General features: G+C 66.2%; 15 protein-coding genes. 4 read left to right on the top strand and 11 right to left on the bottom strand.

Annotation, left to right across the window (positions count from 1 at the left end):
* Together EDF58_RS16745 and EDF58_RS16740 are read right to left on the bottom strand one after the other, a co-directional pair.
* Positions 1-294: an L-rhamnose mutarotase gene (locus EDF58_RS16745; RefSeq protein WP_132267612.1), complete on the bottom strand. Its 294-nt coding sequence runs from the start codon at positions 292-294 to the stop codon at positions 1-3.
* Between the two features lie 139 nt (positions 295-433).
* Positions 434-1,666 (bottom strand): rhamnogalacturonan acetylesterase, encoded by a 1,233-nt coding sequence (locus EDF58_RS16740; protein WP_132267610.1) that lies wholly within the window; start codon positions 1,664-1,666, stop codon positions 434-436.
* 274 nt (positions 1,667-1,940) lie between these two features.
* On the opposite strand from EDF58_RS16740, the gene EDF58_RS16735 reads away from it, so the two are divergent.
* Positions 1,941-4,943, top strand: a complete 3,003-nt coding sequence (locus tag EDF58_RS16735; protein WP_132267608.1) for a TonB-dependent receptor — start codon at positions 1,941-1,943, stop codon at positions 4,941-4,943.
* A gap of 74 nt (positions 4,944-5,017) precedes the next feature.
* Here the strand turns inward: EDF58_RS16735 and EDF58_RS16730 are convergent, their stop codons facing one another.
* Both EDF58_RS16730 and EDF58_RS16725 read right to left on the bottom strand, forming a co-directional pair.
* Positions 5,018-5,974: a glycoside hydrolase family 43 protein gene (locus EDF58_RS16730; RefSeq protein WP_243654317.1), complete on the bottom strand. Its 957-nt coding sequence runs from the start codon at positions 5,972-5,974 to the stop codon at positions 5,018-5,020.
* Positions 5,971-6,963, bottom strand: coding sequence for a family 43 glycosylhydrolase (locus EDF58_RS16725; RefSeq protein WP_132267606.1), 993 nt, complete (start codon positions 6,961-6,963; stop codon positions 5,971-5,973). Before EDF58_RS16725 ends, EDF58_RS16730 begins: the two co-directional genes overlap by 4 nt.
* Positions 6,964-7,046: 83 nt before the next feature.
* On the opposite strand from EDF58_RS16725, the gene EDF58_RS16720 reads away from it, so the two are divergent.
* Complete coding sequence (locus EDF58_RS16720; RefSeq protein WP_132267604.1) at positions 7,047-8,039, top strand: alpha/beta hydrolase; 993 nt, start codon at positions 7,047-7,049, stop codon at positions 8,037-8,039.
* A 176-nt stretch (positions 8,040-8,215) separates the two neighbouring features.
* On the opposite strand, the gene EDF58_RS16715 is transcribed toward EDF58_RS16720, so the two are convergent.
* The 3 genes from EDF58_RS16715 to EDF58_RS16705 form a co-directional block, all read right to left on the bottom strand.
* Positions 8,216-8,911, bottom strand: a complete 696-nt coding sequence (locus EDF58_RS16715; protein ID WP_132267603.1) for a DUF6250 domain-containing protein — start codon at positions 8,909-8,911, stop codon at positions 8,216-8,218.
* Positions 8,908-11,682, bottom strand: a complete 2,775-nt coding sequence (locus EDF58_RS16710; protein WP_132267601.1) for a Tat pathway signal sequence domain protein — start codon at positions 11,680-11,682, stop codon at positions 8,908-8,910. Before EDF58_RS16710 ends, EDF58_RS16715 begins: the two co-directional genes overlap by 4 nt.
* Before the next feature lie 272 nt (positions 11,683-11,954).
* Positions 11,955-13,868, bottom strand: a complete 1,914-nt coding sequence (locus EDF58_RS16705; RefSeq protein WP_165921457.1) for a rhamnogalacturonan lyase — start codon at positions 13,866-13,868, stop codon at positions 11,955-11,957.
* 154 nt (positions 13,869-14,022) lie between these two features.
* Here EDF58_RS16705 and EDF58_RS16700 point away from each other — a divergent pair, with 154 nt between their 5' ends.
* Positions 14,023-17,196 (top strand): TonB-dependent receptor, encoded by a 3,174-nt coding sequence (locus tag EDF58_RS16700; RefSeq protein WP_132267599.1) that lies wholly within the window; start codon positions 14,023-14,025, stop codon positions 17,194-17,196.
* 198 nt (positions 17,197-17,394) lie between these two features.
* Here the strand turns inward: EDF58_RS16700 and EDF58_RS16695 are convergent, their stop codons facing one another.
* The 3 genes from EDF58_RS16695 to EDF58_RS16685 form a co-directional block, all read right to left on the bottom strand.
* On the bottom strand, positions 17,395-19,521 hold the full coding sequence (locus tag EDF58_RS16695; protein ID WP_243654316.1) for a TonB-dependent receptor: 2,127 nt from the start codon (positions 19,519-19,521) through the stop codon (positions 17,395-17,397).
* Between the two features lie 130 nt (positions 19,522-19,651).
* Positions 19,652-20,167, bottom strand: a complete 516-nt coding sequence (locus EDF58_RS16690) for a CHAP domain-containing protein (protein WP_132267597.1) — start codon at positions 20,165-20,167, stop codon at positions 19,652-19,654.
* 112 nt (positions 20,168-20,279) lie between these two features.
* Complete coding sequence (locus EDF58_RS16685) at positions 20,280-20,888, bottom strand: DUF1826 domain-containing protein (protein ID WP_132267595.1); 609 nt, start codon at positions 20,886-20,888, stop codon at positions 20,280-20,282.
* A gap of 90 nt (positions 20,889-20,978) precedes the next feature.
* On the opposite strand from EDF58_RS16685, the gene EDF58_RS16680 reads away from it, so the two are divergent.
* Positions 20,979-21,386, top strand: a complete 408-nt coding sequence (locus EDF58_RS16680; RefSeq protein WP_165921456.1) for a MerC domain-containing protein — start codon at positions 20,979-20,981, stop codon at positions 21,384-21,386.
* A gap of 331 nt (positions 21,387-21,717) precedes the next feature.
* Here the strand turns inward: EDF58_RS16680 and EDF58_RS16675 are convergent, their stop codons facing one another.
* Positions 21,718-23,097, bottom strand: a complete 1,380-nt coding sequence (locus EDF58_RS16675; protein ID WP_132267592.1) for a tetratricopeptide repeat protein — start codon at positions 23,095-23,097, stop codon at positions 21,718-21,720.
* Positions 23,098-23,227 lie beyond the last annotated feature (130 nt).

Here is a 23,227-nt window from a genome sequence, read left to right as displayed (position 1 = left end):
TCAATCCATGTGGAACAGCAGGGGGAGCGGCCATTCGACCGGACGGTTGCCCGGTTCCACTTCCATCAGCGGCGCCATGTAGTCCCACCAGCGGCGCATCACCGGATGGTCGGGCAGGGTTTCGCGGCTGTTGTCCGGCGTCACGCGCAGGACGGCAAACAGCGACAGGCTATCCTCGTCGAGGAAGATCGAATAGTCGCGGATGCCGGCCTCGGTCAGCAGGGCGGAGAGTTCTGGCCAGATCGCGTCGTGACGGCGGCGATATTCCTCGACCGTGCCGGGCTTCAACTGCATCCTGAAAGCGTGGATCGACCCCGTCCCAGTATCCGGCACATCACTCTCCTGTAAGTTCCATTATGTGGATACCAATACCGATATTTGGTAACTCGTCCACAAGCGTCCGTCAATTGCCATTCTGGCGGCGAATGCCGTGTCAGCTTCCCTCCGGCTTGTTTTCCTCCAGCGCGATGCTGGGTGCGATCGGCAGATCCTCGGGCAGCGGCGGATGGGCGGGATCGAAGTCCTTCAGCAGGACGTGGGACGCCAGTTCGGGGATTTTCTCGCGCACCTGACGGGCGATGGCCGCGGCGAACAGCCAGGCGCCATAGTTGTCGTTGTGAGTCCTGTCCTTGCCGTTCTCGGCAAAGGCGCGGGGCGACACTTCCGGCCCCAGTGCCTGCATGATGGCGATGCTGTCGCGGTTGAGGTCGACCAGCGGCACGTTCTCCTCGGCTGCCACCTTGCGCACGGCGGCGGCATAGGCGCCCAGGGTGTCCTTGATCTTTCCCGCCTCGTCGAAATTACGGCGCTCGGGCGAAGTGACGAGCACCGGATGGACGCCGCGCCGGCGGGCCTCGGCGATATAGCTGCGCAAGTAGGCGGGATAAGTCAGCTCGGGATCGAGGTAGGTCATCGGCCATTCGGCCTTCTGGTCGTTGTGGCCGAACTGGATGAACAGCCAGTCGCCCTTGCGGACCTGCGTGAGCACCTTGGAAAAGCGGAGCTGGGCGATGAAGGATTTAAGCGTCGCGCCGGACTTGGCGTGGTTGGCCACGGCAATGCGATCGTCCAGCATCGCGGGCAGCATCTGGCCCCAGCTGGTGAAAGGCTCGGTATACTGGTCGGCCACGGTCGAATCGCCAGCCAGGAACAGGCGCGGGGCGTCGGCGGGCTCGATATGGATGGCGGAGACGCGCGGCTGGCCGAGGAATTCGAAGGTCAGCTTGTCGTCCCAGCTGAAGCTGGCAAGGTCGCGCTCGTCCAGCAGTACGGACTGGCCGAAGCGCGGCGCGCCTGCGGGCTGGGCGGGGAGGCGGGCGTCGCGCACATCGACCAGGAAGCTGCGCGTCACCGTCTGTCCGCGCCGGGTGGCGATGTCGCGCAGGAACAGGCGGCGGCTTTCGGCCTTCACCGTGGTGAGCCCCGCGCTGCGCCGGTCTCCCAGGGTCAGCGTCACGCGGTAAGTGCCCTGGGGCAGCGCCACCGAATAGAGGAACCCGCCCGAAGCATCGCGGCGTTCGATGCCGCTCCGGCCGACTTCGGCCTGGCCCGGCCGGTAGTCGGGCATCTGCGCGGGGGTCTTGCCGGCCAGGTCGATGTCGATCGCGGGCGGCGGGGCGGAAGTGCCCGCGGCCAGGGCCAGGGCGAGAGCCGAACTCAGGGACATTTCGGATGATCCTCTCTTTGGTCTCTGGCCAGATTCGTTCCGGCGCGTTATCCCACATGACGGTTCGCAAGGGCATATATCGGGAACGATCAGAGTCAATCACTCCCGGTCACCTCACTCACGACGAAGCGGTGCTTCCATGCGTGGAATTACGGATGAGGAACCGGTGGGAAGCGATTTTGACTGGAACTGAGCGAAAATGTCATATATTGTGTAACTCAATCCCACATAGTGGGCAATGTTCGAAGCAAGAACAAGATTTGGGAGTGAGGAAATGAGAAGGGCTTTCTCGAAATCCGTCATGCGCAGCCGCGCCTCGGCTCCGGCCCTGGTGGCCGCCTTCCTCTTCGCCGCGCCGCACATGGCCGCCGCGCAGGATGGCGCAGCCGATGCCGCCGTGCAGGACGGCGCGCAGAGCGCCGCAGCGACCGGCGCTCAGTCGGCCGCCGCCGGCAACACGCCCAGCCCTTCCGAGATCATCGTCACCGGCTTCCGGGCCTCGCTGAACGCGGCCCTGGCCGACAAGCGCATGGAAACGGCGGCGATCGACACCATCAAGGCCGAGGATCTGGGCAAGTTCCCCGATTCCAACCTGGCCGAATCGATGCAGCGCATCCCCGGCGTGGCGCTCCAGCGCGGTGACGGCGGCGAAGGCAAGAACATCTCGGTCCGCGGCCTCGGCGCCGACTTCACCCGCGTGCGCATCAACGGCATGGAAGCCGCCGCGCAGACCGGCGGCTCGGACATCTACGGGGCCGGCAACAATGGCCGCAGCTTCGACTTCAACGTATTCCCGACCGAAATCTTCTCGGCGCTGACCGTGCGCAAGACGCCCTCGGCGGATGTCGAGGAAGGCTCGCTGGGCGCCACGGTGGACCTCAGCGCGCCCAAGCCGATGGACCAGGCGAAGGACTTCGTGCTCTCCGCCACGGGACGCGGCGTCTGGAACGAACTGTCGAAGAAGGTTGATCCGCGCGCGTCGGTGCTCGTGTCCAAGCAGTTCGGAGACAGCGGCTTCGGCGTGCTCGGCTCGCTCGCCTATCAGAAGCGCCACACGCGCGAAGTGGGCTATTCGGCGGTGGACATCCTTTCGGCCAACCAGAACGGCATGTTCTGCTCGCCGCTCGGCTTCACCCCGCAGAACCCCGGCAACAGCGCCGCGTCCGGCGCCAGCGCCACCAATTGCTCCACCGGCAACCCGCGCACCAGCGACGCTGCGGCCTACCAGACCGTCTACGACGCCCGCCGAGACGACATGCCGAACACGCCCGGCAGCGGCGCCTTCTTCCCGCGCATCCCGCGCTACCTGAATTCCGAGCAGACGCAGGAACGCATCGGCGGCACGCTGACCCTGCAGTACAAGCCCGACGACGATACCGACATCTCGCTGGACCTGCTCTACTCACGCTTCAACGTGACCCGTGACGACAACTACATCGAGGCGATTTCGTTCGGCCGCTCGGCATCGAACCAGGGCTATCCGATGATGTCGCTGAAGGACGTGCAGCTTTCCGACCTCGGCTCGGTGGAATATGCCCTGCTGGACGGCGTGGACGTGCGCTCGGAAGGGCTGCACTCGAAGTATTCGACCACGTTCAAGCAGGCGAACCTCAATTTCATGCACCGGTTCAACGACCGGTTGACCGTTGACGCCAAGTTCGGCCTCAACGAGTCCGTGTGGAAAGACAAGGTCCGCATGCAGTACTTCATGGATGCGCTGGATACCGACAACTTCGCGATCGACTATACCGGCGGCGGGCAGACGCCCGTGCTGGGCTTCGGTTTCGACGTGTCCGATCCGTCCAACTTCCTCTACGGCCCGACGCCGGGCGCGGGCGTCGTCACCGGCGGCTTCAGCCTCCAGGGCAAGCCGGCCAGCAACACCACCAAGGGTACGCTGGGCGAAGTCAACGCGCATTACGAGTTCTCCGATGCGTTCAAGCTGCACTTCGGCGGCCAGTTCCGCTCCAGCGAGTTCCAGCAGCGCTTCACCACTTATTACACCGCCGATACGCTGGTTCAGGCCTTGCCGGCCGGGACCTCGCTGGCCGACCTGACGACGCAGATCACCGGCGTGGACAGCCTCTGGGGCCACGGCGCGCCGTCGAGCTGGGCCAGCCTGGACTGGCAGAAGCTGGCCGATGCCTACAACCTCTTCGACGCCCGCACCTGCACCGGTTGCGGCGAGACCAATCCGGGCGTGAAGGAAGAACAGACCAGCGCCTTCATGATGGGCACGTTCGACTTCAGCGATGCGGTGGGCTTCGGCCTTCGCGGCGATGTGGGCCTGCGCTACATCCATACCTGGCAGCGTTCCTCGGGCTTCATCAACTTGTCCGACCCCACTTCGCCCACCGGCCTCAGCGGCCAGTACCGCGCGGTTGCGCGCAGCTATGACGACTGGCTGCCTTCCGCCAACCTCGTGATCGAGCCGGTGCAGAACCTGCTCGTGCGCCTTTCCGCCGCCAAGGTCCTCTCGCGCCCGGCGCTTACGCAGCTGGTGCCGACCGTGGCCATCAATGCGACCACGCGCTCGGGATCGCTGGGCAATCCCCTGCTCGAACCGATCCGCGCCAACACGTTCGATGCGGCGGTGGAATGGTACTTCCGTCCCGGCTCGCTGCTGTCGGCAGCGTTCTTCTACAAGGACATCAAGACTTACGTGCAGAGCGTGAACGCGCTGGTTCCGTTCAGCTCGCTGGGCCTGCCGAACGAACTGCTGACCGGCAGCAACACCACCCCGGACGAGCTGTTCAACATCGCCACGCCCACCAATACGCCGGGCGGCCCGCTCAAGGGGATCGAGCTGAACGCGCAGATCCCGTTCAACTTCGCGTCGGGCTTCATCAGCCACTTCGGCGTGCTGGCGAACTACACGCACGTCATGTCGAAGATCAATTACTGCCTCTCCAGCTCGGGCGGCGTGTGCACCGTTACCGTGAAGGACGATCTGGTCGGCCTGTCCAAGGACACGGCTTCGGGCACGCTGTTCTGGGAGAACGACAAGTTCTCCATCCGCGGCACGATCAATTATCGCGGACCGTTCATCCGCGGCATCCCCGCCTCGCCCGGCAGCGACCTGGTGGGCAACCGCGCGACCACTTATGTCGATGCCTCGGCCTCGTACAACATCTCGGATGCGATCAAGCTGATCGTCGAGGGCACCAACCTCACCGACGAGCAGAACAGCCTCTACACCGACAGCCAGCGCCAGGACACGCTGTTCCAGACCCGCGTGGGCCGCACGATCTCGGCAGGCGTCAACGTGAAGTTCTGATCTTGAAGAATACGGCGGGGCCCTCCCACGCCGGAACTATCGGCTCCCGGATCCTCCATCCGGGAGCCGCTTTTTCAGGCCTCAAGCGCCCCCAGCATTTTCCGGTCGATCCGCACCAGCGAGCCGTGCCGCGCGCCTTGCGGCATCGCCAGACGGTCGCTCACGTCCTGCCAGGTCGCCATGTCGCGCGTGGACTTCGCGCCCCAGCGCCCGTCGCGGTAGACGTCGTAATAGCAGACCAGGTCCTCGCCGATCCGCGCGGTCATCGGGCCTTCCACCCAGGAGGCGGTGAACGGTTCGCCCAGCGATGCGAACGGGCCGATCGGGCTGCGTGCGGAGGCCGCGCGCAGCCACTTGCGCGGAGGTTCGACCGTCTCGTCCTTCACGACCAGCCAGAGCCCGCCGTCCGGGGCCGGGGCGAATGTGCCGTCGATCACGCTGAAGCCGGGATCGTAGAGTACTTGCGGCGGGGCGAAGCTCTCGAAATCGGCGGTGGTCGTGTACCAGAGGCGGTGGTTGTAGCCACCTTCCGAGGTTCCGGCCGTCTCGGCGAAGCGGCCGGTCACGGTGCTGGACCAGAAGATGACCGTGCGCCGCGTGGCGGGATCGAAGATCGCTTCCGGCGCCCAGCAATTGCGGGTCCCCGGCACCGAGGCCATGACCGGGATCGCGCGCTGGGGCGTCCAGGTCACGAAGTCGCGCGTGGTGGCATGGCCGATGGTCACGCCTTCCCAGGCGGTGGTCCAGACGCAGTGCCACGGGGCGTCCACCCCCTCGCCGCGCCACAGGAAGGGGTCGCGCAGCAGCTTCTTCTCGCCCACTTGCGGCACGAGGTAGGGTTTGCCGCCGCCAAGCGTGCGGAAGGCGAAGCCATCCTCGCTGACGGCCAGTTTCAGCCCGTCCGCCTCGCCTTTTCCGGTGCTGAAATAGGCGAAGAGCAGCGGGCCTTCCGGTTCCGCGGGGGCGATGCGGGTGGTGGCGCAGCCCGCGAGAGCCGCCCCGCCAAGGCAGAGGCTACGGCGGTCGATCATCGCCGTGCCTCCTTTGGCGCGGTAAGCCGAACATGGGCGGGGCTGTCGCGGTCCACGGAGATCACGCCGTCCTTCTCCTTCAGTTCCGCGATCTGGAGCACGCTGCGGCGGTGCCAGTCGGGGTTGGCCTTGGCCTCGTCCTCGCCGCTCTGATGCACGAAGTAGACGATATAGGCCCGGTCGCCGGAGACGATCACGTCGGGGTGCTGCCCCTTGGCGCGATCGGTCGGCGCTTGTCCGGGCGTGGCCAGGATGTGGCCGGGCTGGGTGGTCCAATGGTCACCGTCATCGCTGCGCATGACCAGCAGCCCCTTCCACGCATCCGAAACCAGCCACCAGCGGCCCTTCCAGCGGAACGCCTTGGGGCCTTCGCCGGGCGTTGTGGTCAGGCGGTCCTTCACCGTCCAGTGGGTGAGGTCGGTGCTGTCCGCCGTGCGGATCGCCTTGCCCATGCGCTCGTCGTTGAAGAACAGGCGGTAGCCGCCCTTCGGCAGCGCGACGACGCTGGCGTCGATCACCCGGTCGGAGCCGAGATCGAGCTTGTCACCGCAGGTCCACGACTTCAGGTCCTTGCTGGTGAGGTGGACGATGAAGCGCGGCGCGTTCCAGTCGCGGTAGATGCCGGGCACCACCGTCAGCCACATGTGCCACTGGCCGTTGAAGCGCTCGATATCGGGCGCCCAGAGCGTCGCGCCGGTGCAGCTTTCCGGGATCGCGGCCGTGCCGCCGTAGCGCCAGTGCACGCCGTCCTTCGAGCGCGCGGTGCCGATCGCCGTGCCGTGGACCCAGCGCACGTCCTTTTCGTCCTCCATCGGCAGGTCGGCGCGCCGGTTCGTATAGAACATCACCCATTCGCGCGTGGCGGGATCGTAGACCGTGCTGGGATCGGCGGCGCCGTCATGCACCGGGTCGCGGAACAGCGGCTTGGGCGCCACGTCGGGGGCGGAAGCCGTCGCGGCGGCGAGCAGGAGAAGCGAGGCGCCGATCATGCCGATGGCTCCCGGTGCGGCAAAGTCCGAATGATTTTCAACATGTTCCGATGCATAGAATGACCTTTCGGGGAGAGTGCAATATGTCGAGTGACCGCCGTCAATTCCTGGGTTCGCTGAGCGCGCTGGCTGCCGCGCCCTTGTTGTCCGGCCGCGCCTTGGCGCAAAGCGGGGAGAATACGCCTGCGTTCGAGCGTTTTCCGATCTGGCCGGGCTCGCCGCCGGGGCTGCCTTCGGGCGGCGTGAAGGAGGAGCGCGTGCTGCGCACCAACAAGGGCAACCCCGACGATTTCGCCTGGCCGCATGTCGCCACGCCGATGCTGACGGTCTGCCCCGCCGCCAAGCCCACCGGCGCGGCGGTGCTGACATTTCCGGGCGGCGGCTATGCGCGCGTGGCCATGGGCACCAGGCCCTCCGCCACCTCGCGCTGGTTCGCCAGCCAGGGCGTGACCGCCTTCGAACTGCTCTACCGCCTGCCGCATGACGGCTGGACCGGCGGCCCGGACACGCCCTTGCAGGACGCCCAGCGCGCCATGCGCGTGATCCGCGCCCGTGCCGCGAAGTGGGGCGTGGACCCGGCGAATGTGGCGGCTATCGGCTTCTCGGCGGGTGGACACTTGTGCGGCAGCATCGCCACGCGGTTTGCGGCCAAGGTCTATGATCCGGTCGACGCGGCCGATGCGCAGGATGCCCGGCCGCTGGTGGCGGGGATGTTCTTCCCGGTAGTCAGCATGGCGCCGCCCCTCGCCCATGCGCAATCGCGCAGCGAGCTGTTGGGCGCGAACCCCAGCGAGGCGCTGTCCCGGCGCTACTCGGTGAACATCGAGGTTCCTGCGACCACGCCGCCGATCCTGCTCGGCCATGCGGCGGACGATACGGTGGTCGATTGCGGCAACAGCCTGGCGATGTTCGAGGGCTGCCGGGCGGCGAAGATTCCCAGCGAGCTTTACGTGATCGAGAAGGGCGGTCACGGCGCGCCGCTGTTCGAACCGGACGGCCGCGCGGGATTGTGGCTCACCCGCTTCGCCCGCTTTGCGGCGCGGCATGGCCTGCGGATTCCCTCCGAAGGGGCGTGAGGCTTTTCGGCTGCTTCTGAAGCGCTCCGTCGTCCCTGCGCATGCGCGGGGACGACGGGATGATGTTGCGGAACGGCGCGGATTCGCTTTGCACAAAGGCGCAAACGCGCAGCGCGTTCGCGTGCAGCTCAACCTTCGAAAGCGCGGGTGGGATGCACTCTCGGTGGGGGCGGCCATCACGGGGCGGCGCCGCTGCGTTTCTGCGCGCCCAGGGGCACGATCCGGAAATTGCGGATGCGCAGGTGGCTCTTGGTCGTGCGCAGGGCAAACCAGCCTCGGGCGTAAGGCGCGGGGTCGTCCATCGTGAAGAGCCGCTTGCCGCCGAAATCCACCGTGATCCGTCCGCCCTCGGCGGCGACGCGCATGGGCGTCCAGCGGTTCGGTGTCAGCATGGCCGCGGGATCCGACCGATCGTGCTCGGGCAGCAGGGGACGGTTGCCCGGTTCGCCCACATAGCGCCGCATCCGGGTGGTGGTGTTGCGGTTGCCGCCGATGCCCACGTAGTAGGTCTTCAGCCTATCGTATTCCGCGAAAGCCCCGCTGCGGGGCTGGGCGAGCGGCGATCCATCCGGCGCGGCGGGGTCACTGGCCATCCAGAAGGCGTTGACGTCGCTTACCGCGTCGTTCGGCCCGCCTTCCGAAACCGCCATGACCTCGTATTCGATGGCGACGGGGCCGGTCAGTTCGGCGGTCCACCAGAGCGAAATGCCCTTAGGCGCGTCGATGTCCAGGACGCCGTCCTGGGCGCTAACGCGCGAAGGCGCCTCGGCCTCGACGCGCCAGCGCGAAAGGCCGCGATGAAAGTCGTCCGTTGGCGGGTTCGCCGCCGCCGAAAGCAGCATGAGCAGCAAGGCGGCGGCGAAGCGCTTCATTCCAGCACGTCCCCGATCAGCGTCAGGTTCACGGTGGCGGCGATGCCCCACTGCGCGGCATCGTTGGTGGAGACTTCCGCGATCTCGTCCACTGGCTTGAGCACGGCGGCGCCGGTCACCTTGTGCGCGCCGCGCGTCTGGTCGCGGCCTTCGCGGTCGCCCGCGCCGAAGAATTCGCCCCAGGCGCGCTTGATGAGGTCCGGCTTGCCCAGCTGCACCCCGGCATAGGCGGTGTAGCGCGAATGGGCCTGGGTCAGCGCGCGGCCCTTGCCCGATGCGCCGGTGCGGGCGCGGAATTCGGCCTCGGGCGCGTTGTAGAGCTCGCAGTAGTCCAGCCAGACCTTGCGGAAACCCGGCTCATCGACGAGTTCGAGCAGTTCCGCAGTGATCTCGAACACGCCGAACACGCCGTTGAGGTGGCTCATGTTCACTTCGTTCCCCGGCCCCACGAAGCGCCCGGAGGCAAGGTCGAAGGCCGCGCCGCCCGCCAGCCAGCCCTTGGGCAGGGCGGCGATGGAGCGCATGCCCGCAACGATCCGGTCGCGCCAGCGGGTGTCGCGCGTGCGTTCCCACTCGGTCAGCCAGGCGCCCAGCATCGATCCCCAGACGGTGCCGAACTGCATGAAGATCTGGCCGTCGGGCAGCGGCTGTTCGGCCACTACCGCGCCGGTTCCGGCGGGCGGCTTGCTGGCGTCGGCGCGGTGCATGACCTTGCGGCCGATATCGACCGTTTTCAGCGCATAGTCGCTACCCACCAGCGCGTGCATCAGATCGCCGCAGCGCTCGTCGGTGGTGAGGTAGTAGTAGAAGCGGCGATAGGCGGCGTTGGAAATGCGCTGCTGCTTCGAACTGTCTGCCCAGTGTTGGACGCCATGGCGGGTGCCGAGGCCCTTGAACCGGCCGGAGTGGTAGACGTCCACTTCGCCGGTATGGCGCGTCATCGCTTCGGCCAGGCGGAACACGTCGGCGCGGCCGCTGCGCAAGAAGCCGTACCAGAGCCACAAGTCAGTGGAGAGTTCGCTGTTGTCCCACGCGAAACCGCCGATGTCGTAGCGCCAGACGTGCCGGTCGTTGTCATAACTGTGCATGACATCGCCGTAGTTCCAGAACCCGTACCAGCGGCGCTGGTCGACCTGGCCGATGTAGAAATCGAGTTCCTGCTTGGCGCGCGTCTCGATCTTGCCGCGCAAGGGGCCGCCCGAGGCGATCGGACTCCACGGACCGAACAGCCCGGCCGCATGGACCCGCGCGACGTTGGCGACCATGCGCGGCGGCGTGGCCAGCCCCGCACCCATCGCGGCCAGCCGCTCGCGCGGGGGCGTGGCGGGCAGGGCCCAGATGCGAAACTCGGTGGTGCGGGCGATCCCGGAGGCATCGCCCCAGCCGGGCTCGTAGTCCTCGTAAGTGACGTCGAGGCCCAGGTTCTGCGCCTCGTAGCTCTCCATGCCCATGACGTCGTGATAGAAGCGCAGGTCCATCGCCGGGGCATCGGGGGCGTGATACCAGACCGTGAAGCGCGCGGTGTCGCTGGCGGCATCGGCCACGTCCAGGCCGACCGGGCAGCGCTGCCAGAAGTCGTGCATGCCGAACGCGACGCCGCCCGAAGGCCCGCCGATATAGCCCAGCCCCGGCGCGCGGCCTGCGGTATCGACGTCGATCCAGCCGAAGCCCGGCTTGGTGCGCTTGACGATCGAGAAGCCGTCCGCATTGGGCTGGCGCAAGCGGAAGTCGCCCCAGGCGGGGATATATTCCAGGTTCTGGCGCACTGCCGCGCCCATCTGGTCGAGCGACGGCGTGGCCGCGCCCGCGACTTGCGCGTCGCGGAAGGCCTTGCCGGGATCGCGGCGCAGGCCCGTCAGCGGGCGCACCGCCTCGCCCCAGAGGCCGCCCTTCTCGCCTGCGAAGCGGACGTGGCGGTCGTGCAGCTTGTCGCGCATCGGCACCGCGCCTTCGAGGCCGAGGCCGCGAAGGAAGCGCTTGGCGGGATCGCCGTCGAAGATCATCGAATGGACCAGCCGCACGCTGTCCGACCCGGCATGGAAATAGAGGCGGACGGAGAAGGGCATCCAGTCGCCTTCGGTTCCGCGATGGCGGCCGTCGAGCTTGACGACGGCGCGGATCGGGCCGCTCTGTTCGACCGTGGCGCTCTCGATCGTGCCGGTCCAGCGGGCGAGATTGGGCGTGCCGTCCTCGTCGTCGGCCCGGTCCTGCGCGCTGGCGAGCAGGCGCACCGATTGCAGCACTTCGGCATTGCCGACGCGCGCGGAGCGGATCAGCGCCTCGCCTGAGCGGCCCAGGGTCCAGACGGTCTGGCCGACGGTGACGGTCACGGCATCGGCAGCCTCGCGCACGGAGAGGGTCTGCGCGGGCCTGGCGCTGCCGGCGACCACGCGCAGGCCATTGGCGCGCCCGCCGTTCGCCCCGGTCGCATGGCCGGTCCACTTGATCGAACCGTCCGGCCACCACGCCATCGGCCAGGTCTGCACCGCTTCACGCGTGCCGCCCGCGCCTTCGAGCACGTAGCCGCGCTTGTCGAACCGCGTGCCGCGCGGCCAGGGCTGGCCCCACGACTGACCTTCGTGGGCGAGGGGAGCGCCGCCGTCGAGCCAGACCACGTCGTCACCCGGCGCTATGCCGGAGCCGAGCGGCTCCACCGGCCCGGCCGTGGCCGCATCCGCCCGGCCCGCCATCAGTGCCATCGAACCGGCGACGGCGGTCGTGGCCAGGCTTTGGGCCAGCATCTCGCGGCGGCTCCAGACCAGCTTGCTCATTGTCTCTCCCTTGGATGTGGCGTTTCGTGAGCGCCTTATGTGGGATGATATTTCATTATGTGGATCGAATCGTCAACAGGGGTGCGGCGGTATTTGTGCTTGCTCGGCCCTCCCGCCTGTCTTCCCCTACCCCTTCGTCACCCGCGAGGAGGCGAAGCCGACGCGGCAATCCAGAGCGGCGCAGAACTGCCCTGGATTGCTTCGCTACGCTCGCAATGACGAAGGGGGAAGTCAGTAGCGGGCGGCCGAAGAATGCCGCTATCCGCCTCTCCCTATTGCTCGCCCTTCGGCCCCGCGCCCAGATAGAACCCGGTATGCGGCGGCTGGTTGTAAGCGGTGTTCTGCCAGGCGACGCCCAGGCGGTAGACCGGGTCCTGCATCAGCGTGACGAAGCGGTGCGGCGTGGCGAAAGGCGTGGTGTAGATGCGCAGTTCGCGGTTGTCGGCGCGGCGCCAGATCACTTCCTCGCGCCAGTCACCGATGAGATCGGCCTGGAGCGCGGGATTGGCCTTGGTGCCGTTGTTGGAGGCAAGCCCCTCGGGGGCAAGCAGCGTGTCGGACGTGCCCTGCTCCCAGTTCCATTTGGAGATCGTGGTGCCGTCCAGCAGCTCTCGCAGGAGGTCTCCGTCCCACCAGATCGCGAAGTTCATCTGGCGCGGGCGGGCCCCGATCGGCTGGCCCTTGGTATCGTAGAGGCGGTCGGAATTGGAGCCCCAGAACTCGGCGCCGTAGTGGCGCGGGTCGATATCGGCGGCAACACCGCGGCCGGTGTCCTGCTCGGCAGGCGTGGTCCAGAGCACTTCGCCCGTGCGCGCATCGAGCAGCGCCGAGCCCAGCCCGCCGTTGCGGCGAATGTCCTCGAACACGCCGAACTTTTCGAGGCCCGGCCGCGCCGGATCGAGGTCGCTGACGTGCATGGTGTCGCCGTGGAACAGCGGCTTGGTCCAGAGGCCCTTGCCGTCGTCGTCCACCGCCATCGAGCCGTAGATCACCTCGTCGCGCCCGTCACCATCGACATCCGCGACGGAAAGCTGGTGGTTGCCGCGCCCGGCATAGTCCTCGTTTCCGGTGGCGGAGCTGTCGAACAGCCAGCGCTGCGTCAGTTTGCCGCCGCGCCAGTCCCAGGCGGCCAGCGCGGTGCGCGCGTAGTAGCCGCGGCCGAAGACCATGCTGGGCATATGCCCGTCGAGATAGGCGACCCCGGCCAGGAAGCGATCGGAGCGATTGGCATAGCCGTCACCCCAGGCCGCGGCGAGCTGCTCGGGCGTGGGATTGCCGCCGGGATAGCGCGGCGGATCGTAAGGCGCGGTGGCCAGCGCCTTGCCGGTCAGCCCTTCGAACACGGTGAGGTATTCCGGCCCCTTGACGATGCGGCCCTGCATCGGCGCCACCTTGGTGCCGTCCGCCAGCACTTTCGCGCCGGTGCGATCCTGCTGCGGCACTTCCCCGCCGCTGCTGCGCCAGTCGGCATTCGCATCGCCGATGACCTTGCCGGTGCCGTCGACCGTGCCGTCGCCCGTCTTCAGCGCCACTTCGGCGCGGCCGTCGCCATCGAAGTCGAAGACCAGGAACTGCGTGTAGTGCGCCCCGGCGCGCACGTTGCGGCCAAGGTCGATGCGCCAGAGCCGAGTGCCGTCGAGACGGTAGGCATCGAGGAAGACGTTGCCGGTATAGCCGGTATGGGCATTGTCGTGGCTGTTGCTCGGATCCCACTTCAGCACGATCTCGTACTGCCCGTCTCCGTCGAGATCGCCCAGGCTGGCATCGTTGGCCGTGTAGGAATAGGCCTCCCCGGCGGGCGTCACGCCGTCCGCGGGTGGGGAGAGCGGGATCGGGAGATAGCCCTTGTCCCACATCATGGCACGCTGCGGACCGGCGCGGTCGCCGATGCGTTCCACCGCATAGCTGCTTTCGGTGGTTCCCGATGTGTCGACGAAGGCCGTCGCCTCGCCCGTCCGGGTAACGTGCACCGGCTTGCCGCCGCGCAGCACGCGGAAGCGCGCATTCTTCGGATCGTCCGCCAGAAACCGCCAGGTCACGAGGATTCCGCCGTCCCTGGCCGGCAGTGCCACGGCTCCGCGGCCGAGCCGCTCCGCGGCCGGTCGTGAGGGCGGAGTCGCGGCGAAAGCGGGAGTGGATGAAACGAGGCCCAGGATCAGGGCCAGCGCGCGGATTTGGGCCGCCATTTGCAACATCCTCCGGTTATGGAACCACTCTGGTCCAAATTATAGCATTGCATCCCACATATCGGTTCAATAAGTGTCCGTCTAGAAACTGATTCGATCGAACGATGCAAAAGCGTCGAAACAAGATCGACAGGGCTAAAAGAGGGGATAGGATATGCGCAAGCATACCGTTGGAAATACGAGGAATTCGCAAGCAACGAAGCTCGGTCGCCATGCCTTTAGAGGGGTATCGGGCCTGGCTCTCGCCGGATCTCTGGCGGTTTCCTTCCCCGCATATGCTCAGACTAATTCCGAAACGCCGGCTCCGGAAGCGGCGCAGGATGCGCCGCGACGGATCGACGACAAGACTGCCGAAAAAGTCATCACGACTGCCAACGACATCGTCGTCGTCGGTACCCGTGCCTCGCTGCAATCGGCCATCAACCGCAAGAAGCAGGCGAATACCGTCGTCGACTCGATCGTTGCCGACGACATCGCCAGTTTCCCGGACAAGAACATCGGCGACTCGCTGGCCCGCATTACCGGCGTCCAGCTCAGCCGCGACTTCGGCGAGGGCGTGAAAGTCTCCATCCGCGGCGTCGAGCCTGACCTCAACCGCGTGGAAATCAACGGCGTCAGCCAGGTCAGCGCCCTCGGTGAGCGCTCCGGCGACTTCCGCGAACTGGCGACGGAACTGGTCAAGTCGATCGACGTCTACAAGGGCTATGCCGTGGACCTGACCGAAGGCGGCATCGGCGGCACGGTGCGCGTGGAAACGCGCAAGCCGCTCGACCTGCTGAAGCCGATCCTTTCCGCAACCGTATCGGGCCAGCACCTCGACACCACCGAGACCTGGCGTCCGCGCGTGTCGTTCTTTGCCGGAACGCCGAAGTTCCTGATCGACGGCCTGGGGATCCTGTTCAACGGTACCTACAGCGACGTGAACACGCGGCAGGACTACATCAGCAACACGAACTGGGGCCGTATCGCCGACTTCGATCACTCGACCGAAAAGACCGTCGCCGATCCGCTCTACGATGCCTACAACACTTACGAAAGCTGCGCCGGCGTGGGTGGCTCCACGACCGCCAAGGCCACCGCGAACCGCCTGGCCTGCGAGACGCAGTTCTTCGACTGGGCGCCCAAAGTGCCGCGCTACCGCCACCTCGTGCGCAACGACAAGCGCATCTCGGGTGACCTGACGCTGCAATACCAGGTGGCGCCCAACTTCCGCGCTTATGCCAACGTGCAGGTCAACAAGCGCAACCAGAACCTGCAGGACGTCAACTATTCGGTCGATCTGGGCGCCATCCAGCGCTTCAATCTCGATCCGCAGCTGGCCGCAGGCGCGGGTGGCGGCACTTCGCGCCAGCAGGTGGCGCTGGGCAGCTCGACGGTGAACGAGAACCATGTCGTCACCGGCGTGACCACGGCGCTCAACGCCGTGAATCTGGGCACGGCAGCGGCCCCGAACTGGAACGGCGCCGCGAACATCATCGGTGTGCAGCGCCGCGATTTCTCCTACGATCAGGACTCGAAGTACTTCTCGGGCGGTTTCCGCTGGGACTTCGACCGGGTTCACATCGACTTCATGGGGTCGCACGCCAAGGCGCATACCGATTCTCAGACGAACCTGATCTCGCTGGGCACGAGCGTGTCGGGCATCGTGATCGACCGCAACAACGCGCAGGGTATCCCGGTCTTCCAGTTCCCGTCGAACTTCGACCCTTCCGATCCGGGCGCCTATTCCGACTTCACGCGCACGGGCGCCAATGGCCAGGTGCTTCCGGTCTACGGCCCGACCGTGCAATACCGTCCTGCCGAATATAACAACACCGAAGACCAGTTGAAGCTGGACCTGGACTGGGAGATCGATCACCCGATCATCAGCAAGTTCGAATTCGGTGCCCAGGCGCGTCGGCAGAAGTTCCTGAACTACCTGGGCGGCGGCTCGATCCTGATCGATCCGGCCACCATGACCTACCAGTCAAGCGCCAACGTGTCCTACACCACGACGATCCAGAACAATCCGGCCGTAGCGCGCAACGGCAACACTTATTTCATCACGCCGGCGCAGTACGGCTCGCTGATCTCGTCGATTGGCGGGGTGACGGGCGGCGCGCCGCTCTACACCGGCCTCAAGAACGCGCCTTCGGGCATTCCCAGCCGCCTGGCCTTCCCCAATTTCAATTCCGACGTGCTGTCGCAGATCTACGATCTCTCCGGTTTCGATCACGACCTCGTGCGCTTCGCAGACGGTTATCCGCAGATCCCGAGCGCCCAGATCACCGAGAAGGTGTTCTCGGGCTATGCGATGATGGATGTCGATACCGAGATCCTGGGCATGCGGCTCACCGGCAATGCCGGCCTGCGCTTCACCCATACCGAGGACAAGGGGCTTGGCACCAATATCAGCCGGGTGACGCGCTTCAACGCGACCGGCGGCACCGAAACCGTGGTCATCGCCGCGCAGCAGTTGTCGCTTTCCAACAGCTACACCGATTTCCTGCCGGCGTTCAACGCCAACCTCGAACTCCAGCCCAACCTCTACCTGCGCGCCAACTATGCCAAGAACCTGGCCCGGCCGAGGCCGCTCGATCTGGTGCCGAACATCAACTGCGTGGACGACCAGACCATCTCCGGCACCGACGACATCTGCACGGCCGGCAACCCGGAACTGAAGCCCTACCGCGCGGACCAGTGGGAACTGAACCTGGCCTGGTATCCCAATGCGGATACGATGCTGAGCCTGGGCTACTACAAGAAGTACGAATCGAGCTTCGTGATCGGCAACACCGTGCGCAACGGGGTGGACCTGTTCCAGGACGGCATCACGTACACGGTTCGCCAGCCGGTCAACGGCCAGGGCGCCCTGCTCGACGGTATTGAGGCGAGCGCGCAGACGGTGTTCACTTTCCTGCCCAAGCCGCTGGACGGCTTCGGCGCCTCGGGCAACTTTACTTATGCCCGCGCCATTCGCACCAACCTGACCAATGCCGCGACCAACGAGCCGCTCAAGGAATATCCGGGCCTTTCGTCCTACACTTACAATGCGAGCTTCTTCTACGACAAGGACTGGCTCAACTTCCGCATGAGCTACAACTATCGCTCGAAGTGGCTGGATAACGCGCTCGATGCCGCCAATGGCAACAACCCGATCTACCGCAAGGGCGAAGGCTACCTCGACGGCAAGATCACGTTGCGCTTCCCGAAGTATCACTTCGACGTCTTCTTCGAGATGCAGAACATCACCAAGGAATATTCGAAGACCTATATCAACAAGGACATGCCGGTGGAGCTGTACTACCCCGGCCAGCGTATCTTCGTGGGTATGCAGGCCAAGCTCTGAACCGGTTGCAGGCCCGGTTGCAGGCCCGGTTGCAGGGGAGAGCGGGAACTCTCCCCTTCATCCTGCCGTGCCGCTCGCCACGGGACCCGGCGAACGGCGCGGCAGGAAACGGACCCGGGCAGATGCAGCGCCCTCCAGCCGCATCTGCCCGGGTCTTCACGTTTGCGACCAGCCAAAGGCCCCTGGAGCAGTGATCCTCTAGAACCCGGTGCGCAGGCCGAACACCACGTTGCGTCCGCGCAAGGGCGAGGCGTCCTTCACGAAGGAAGCATGGTTGAGCGCGAAGGAATTCGTGAGGTTGCTGCCCCGCGCGAAGACTTCCGCCCAGCGCCCGGCACCGAGGCCCAGCTTGTAGGCAAGGGTGAGGTTCAGCATGTCGTAGCCGGGGCTTTCGGTCTCGAAGTCGGCGATGCGGTCCTGCTTGAACGTGCGGTAGTATTCGGCATTGGCGGTGAAGGGGCCGGTCGCGGCGTCCACCCGCGTGCCGAGGCGGCCGGGCGGGATGCGCGGCAGGTTGCCGCGATCGTCCGTCAGCTTGGCGCGGACATAGTCGCCGAACACGGCCACGCCCACCTCGGGCATGACCTGGTGCCGCACTTCGCCGTCGACGCCGGTGAAGGTGGCATCGGCCGCGACATAGTGGATCAGGCGGAAGTCCTCATACTGGTCGAGGGTCTGGCCGTAGATGTAGTTGTCCACCTTCTGATGGTAGGCGCCCAGGGTGAAGGTGGTGGCGCCGCTGGTCTTGCGGAAAGTCAGGTTGATCGACTTGCCCGTTTCCAAGCGGTTTTCGGTGGAGGCCATGCCGTTGAAGGTGCGGCCGGTGACCATGCCGATCTCATAAGTGTTCGACGCGAAGTGCGGACCGAAGGCATAAAGCTCCTGCACGTTCGGCGCGCGCTGCGAGCGGGCGAGCGACAGCGCCAGCGAGTAGCCCTCCGTCACCTTCCAAAGCGCCGATGCCGAAACCGAGAAGGGATCGTGCGCAGTGGCCGGCATGAAGGCGGATAGCGCGGTTTGCGGGCGGATGCGCTGCCATTCCTGGCGCAGGGCCGCCTCGATGCGGACCGGGCCGAAGTCGCGGCTTTCGTGCAGGAACAGCGCGGTGTTGTCGATGTCGAACGGGGTATAGGTCTTGACGTCGTTCTCGGTCACGGCGTGGATGCCGCTGAAAGTGCTGTCCGCGTGCTGGACGCCGAAGACGCCGCGGAAGCCCGCCAGCGGCTTGTGAGTCAGTTCGAAGCGGAGGTCGAAGGCCTTGTTGCGATAAGTCGTGGCGATCTCGTCGTGCTCGATCTCGTCATGGCGGTAGGTCGTGTGGGCCATGCGGACGCGGACGCGTTCGAAACCGGGCAGCGGATCGCGATAGTCGCTGCGAATGTCGAAGCGCTCGCTGCGCAGCTTGACGAAGATGCTTTCGTCCTCGTGGTCATGATCGTGGCCGTCGTCGTGGTCATGGCCCTCTTCGTCATGCCCCTCTTCCGCATGATCGTGCGACCCGCAGTGGAGGCTGATGCCGTGGGTGTGGCAGCCTTCGTATTCGTGGCTGTGGCCCGGCAAGCCGTATTCGCTGCGCACGCGCGTATAACTGGCGCCGAGATAGCCGTCGGGACCGATCCAGGCGCCGCCCGCCGTGAACGTGGAGCTTTCGCTCCAGGATCCGGGCACGCGGCTTTCGCCGAAGGTGCGCGGCACCCGGTAGTCGTCGGTCTCGCGGTGAGCGCCTTCGACGCGCAGGGCCAGCGAGCCGGTTCCCACGGTCACGCCGCCGACGGCCGAGCGCTCGTCGTCGCCCGTGCCCAGCCGCGCTTCGGCAGAGCCGGTGAAGCCGCCCACCGGCACTTCGGTCGGGATCTTGGTATCCAGCAGGTTCACGGCCCCGCCGATCGCACCGCCGCCGTAGAGCAGGGCCGATGGGCCGCGCAGCACTTCGATGCCGCGCAGGAGCAGCGGCTCGCCGGTAATGGCGTGGTCGGCCGAGATGCCCGAAGCGTCCTGCACATTGGTGCTGTCCGAAAGGACCTGCACGCGCGGCGAGGTCTGCCCGCGGATGACCGGACGGCTGGCGCCGCCGCCGAAGTTGTCGAAGTGGATGCCGGGCTGGCCTGCCAGCGTCTCGCCCAGCGTGCCCTGGCGGCGGTGGGCGAGTTCGTCGCCGGTCAGCGTGATCACCGGTGTCGCTGTTTCGTCGGCGCTTTCCTGCAGCGGGGCGGAAGTGACCAGGATCTCACGCGGGGCGGAAGGCGCCGCTTCCTCGGCAAAGGCGGCGGCGGGAACCAGCGCAAGAAGCGAGACGGCGGATCGGTGCAGAATGCGAACGGACAAGAAAAAACCCCCTGGGATCGGCTAGGAGGCTTCGTCTAATGTGATGTAATAACATTACTCAATACGCGATCGAGCGTGTTATCAATATGTTACAAATGAGACATCTTGCAGTGACGCCGGTTCGCGGAACTCAGCCGGCGCTGCTGGCCTCGTCGTCATCCCTGGCCGTGGCGAGTTCGGTGGCCGAACCGGTGCCGCTGCTGCCATAGATGAAGCCGAAGGTGGGGTTCTCACGCGAACCGAGGGCGTGGCTGGGGCCGTACCAGACGCGCACGTTGCTCCAGTCGCCCGCCTCGGAAACGTCCTCGGCCAGCGCGCTGTGTTCGATCACGCCGGGGCCGGACCAGTTGGCATGATCGAGCAGGACATGGCGGGCGTCCACGACTTCGCGGATCATCGCGACATGCCCATAAGGCATGGCCGAAGTGGACTTGAACACGAGGACGGAGCCGGTCTGCGGCAAGTGGCCGCGCTTGTAGCTGCCCTGGGCCTGTTCCCACCAGGTGGCCGCATTGCCATGGATGCCGATCCCCGACTGCGCGCGGGCATAAGGCACGCATTGCAGGTGCTGCGCCAGAGCCGGGCTGGCAAAGGCTTGAGCGGCAAGGGAAAGGAGGGCGGCAGCGACCAGGGAGACCTTCTTCATGAGGGGACGTTATAACGTCTCTGATTTTGGAAGGTAGCCCGGCCCCGGCGAGATGATCGCACGGGGCGCACCGTTCGTCGCTCTGCGGGGAACCGAATCGGTGGAGCAGCGCTTAGCGGCTCGGGTTCGAATCGATAACCAGCACCAGGGGGGTTTCACCGGAGTCTGCGATGGGCGGTGACCGGTGCAGGATGGACGGTTGCTCGCGCAGCAGCCTGCCTTTGAACACGCCCACTTCTCCCGCTTTCAGCGCATGGATGCGTTCATGGTCCACGCGTTTCCACTGCGTGCCGACCCCGCGATAAGTGGTGATCGTGCGGAGCGTGACATAGTCGGCGTGGAACTTGCGGCAGGCGTCGGTCTCGACCACTTCGAGGCGGATCGTCACCCCCTGCTTTCCGGCCACCCGGGCGTGGAGGCGGGCCAGCAGCGCCACATCGGCCAGCAGGGCCGGGCAGGGCGCATGGCCGCTTTCGATCAGGCGCGGGGCGAGCGCCGCCGCGGCCTGGTCCGCAAGGCACGTCAGCAGCAGGTCGTCGGCACGGTCGAGATCGAGCGTCTCAACTTCTTGCGCCAAGGAGGTGCCCAGCGCACGGGTCCAGATTGCCAGGTCCACGTCGCCGCACGCGATGTCGTGAAGCGCCTCGGCGTCCGGTCCCACGGACAGGGCCGTGGATGCGTCCGGGCGCTCCCGTTCTTCCTTCATGGCAGTTTTTTTCACGGCAGGCCCTTTTCAACGGAGATCGCATCGCCAAATAGCAGTCAGAATGTAATGTTGTATCATCACTTGATCAAGCAGGAGCCGAATTCGATGAGCGAGCGTTGCGAAAGCCGGGACCATGTCCGGGGGCGGTTCCTGGCGGACATTGTGGAATCGACGGCGATCTCGGCCTCGACGCTCTGCATGATCCACTGCCTGGCGCTGCCGCTCTTGCTGTTCCTGCTGCCGGGGCTGCTGGGCGCGTTCTTCCAGTCCGAACTGTTCCATATTGCCGCGCTGGGGCTGGTGGCCCCGGCGGCGCTGGCAGCTTTCCTGCTGGGCTATCGCCGGCACGGCGCTGCTGGGCCGGCGATCCTGGGCGTGGGCGGGATCGCCTGTCTCGTGCTGGCGATCCTGAACAGCGACCATGCCCTTCTGGGTGAGACGGCGCTGACGGTGATCGGCAGCCTGCTGCTGGTCGCGGGCCATGGCTGGAACTGGCGCAAGCGGGTCGTCTGAGTGCAGCGCTATCTTCAGACGCAAAAAGTAGGCCCCGCGGGTCCTACACCCGACGGGGCCAGTTTATGGGTCGCTTTCTGCAAGCGCCGGCCGGTCAGATCCCCCGATCCCCGCAACTTCGTTGGAAGTTGCCGCCCCCGGCGCCCATGCACACGTCATACAACGAAACGCGTGATTCTATGATGATGCAAATTGCTGCAAATTGCGGAAGAGCGCTGAATTGCATCAGAAAGTCAGAACGATAGGGGCATGGCATCCCTGCCGAGCGTGCGCATGAACACAGATCGAAAACCCGGCCTTTCAAGGCATTCCGCCTGACCCGATTTTCCTCTCAGGGAAGGGCCTGCCTGGGCACTGGCGGCACCAGTTGCTTCAGCAGGTCCATGACCTCGCGGTCGTCCTTCCACCCCGCTTCGATCCGGCGGGTGACCGGGCGCGAGTACCAGTGCTCGCCCAGCATGACGGCCTCGTGCATCAATTCCACCAGTTGCTCACGGTCTTTCATCGACGCGGCGTAGAAGGCCGGTGTCTGGCGAATGCGCCGTCCGCCCTGCGCGATTTCGGAAAGGGCATCGGCAATCATCAGGCGGTGGGCATGGGCGGGATCGTCGGCGACCGCGCGGGTCATCCGGGCGGAGAGTCGTTCGGTGGCGGGATCGTGGCGCAGGCGGGCGAAGTCCGCGAATTCCCGCGCGAAGCCGTGGATGTCGCCCTGGCCAAGATAGATCCACGATAGGCAGCTGCTGACCGTGGCGTCCTGCGGATAGGTGCGCTTGAGATCGAGCAGAGCGGCCAGCGCCTGCGCATCATGGCCGGCCTGCCATCTGGCCCAGGCGTGCTCCACCGCGATCGGCTGGGATCCGGGCAGGAGCGCCACGGCGCGCTGGTAATAGCGCTCCGCCCGGTTGCTCTCGCCAAGGTCGGAAAGGATGTTGGCCAGCCAGAAGTACGTCAGCCCGTCGTTGTCGTCGTCATGCAGGGCGTCGGCGAAGGCCTTGAGCGCGGCGGCGGGGTCGTTGTCCCACCAGTAGTCGATGAACCCCTCGGCGCGGTGTGCGCTGGCAAGGCCCGAATCGAGTTCGAGCGCCTTGGCCGCGGCGATCCTGGCCTTGCCGAAGGCTTCCGCGTCGCTGACATCGCCATATTCACGGTAGATCAGCCAGGTTTCGGCCAGTCCGGCGCGCGCGGGGGCATAGCCCGGCTCGCGGGCGATCACCGCGCCGTAGAGCTGGATCGCCGCCTCCAGGTCCTTGGGGCGGCGATGGGCCCAGGCGTCCCGCGCAGCGATGAAGTCGCGCGCGGCCGCCGGATCGCGGGGAAGCTGTTCATGCCGGTTCTTCGGCCAGGCCAGCAGTCCCGCCGCCAGCAGAAGCGGCAGCGCAATCGCCAGCGCCACGGGCCAGGACCAGCGCTTGCGGGCCGGAACGGACGCGGCGAGAGGCAGGGGCGGCAGGGGTAGGGATGTCGATGCGGGCGGGGATGGCGCGGCTTCGGCGGCAGGTCCGGCAGCGCCTTCTTCCACGCCGGGATTGCGGCTTTCCCATTCCGCCAGTTCGTGCCGATAGGCGAAGACGGTTTTCTGCTTGCCACCGGGAAGCTGGTGGATCGGCAGTCCCCGTTCGCGCGCCCACCGCGCGACCGTGGTGCGGTCCCTGCCGAAATAGGCCGCTATCGCTTTCCAGCCATCCAACCGGCGTTCGTCTGAAGTCATGCAGTTTCGCGACCCTGTGCCTGGCGCCAGCCTAGCTACTCAGGGCGAGGCGCTCAAGCCGGCACGCAAGCGAGGCGAATCGGGCAGGCAGGGCGAAATGGCGGCTTTCCGGGCACGCGGGTCCCGCCGC

It is taken from the genome of Novosphingobium sp. PhB57 (genome assembly GCF_004342985.1).
Lineage (GTDB): Bacteria > Pseudomonadota > Alphaproteobacteria > Sphingomonadales > Sphingomonadaceae > Novosphingobium.
Note: the sequence above shows the minus strand (reverse complement) of the source record. Positions and strands in the feature narration are given on the sequence as shown.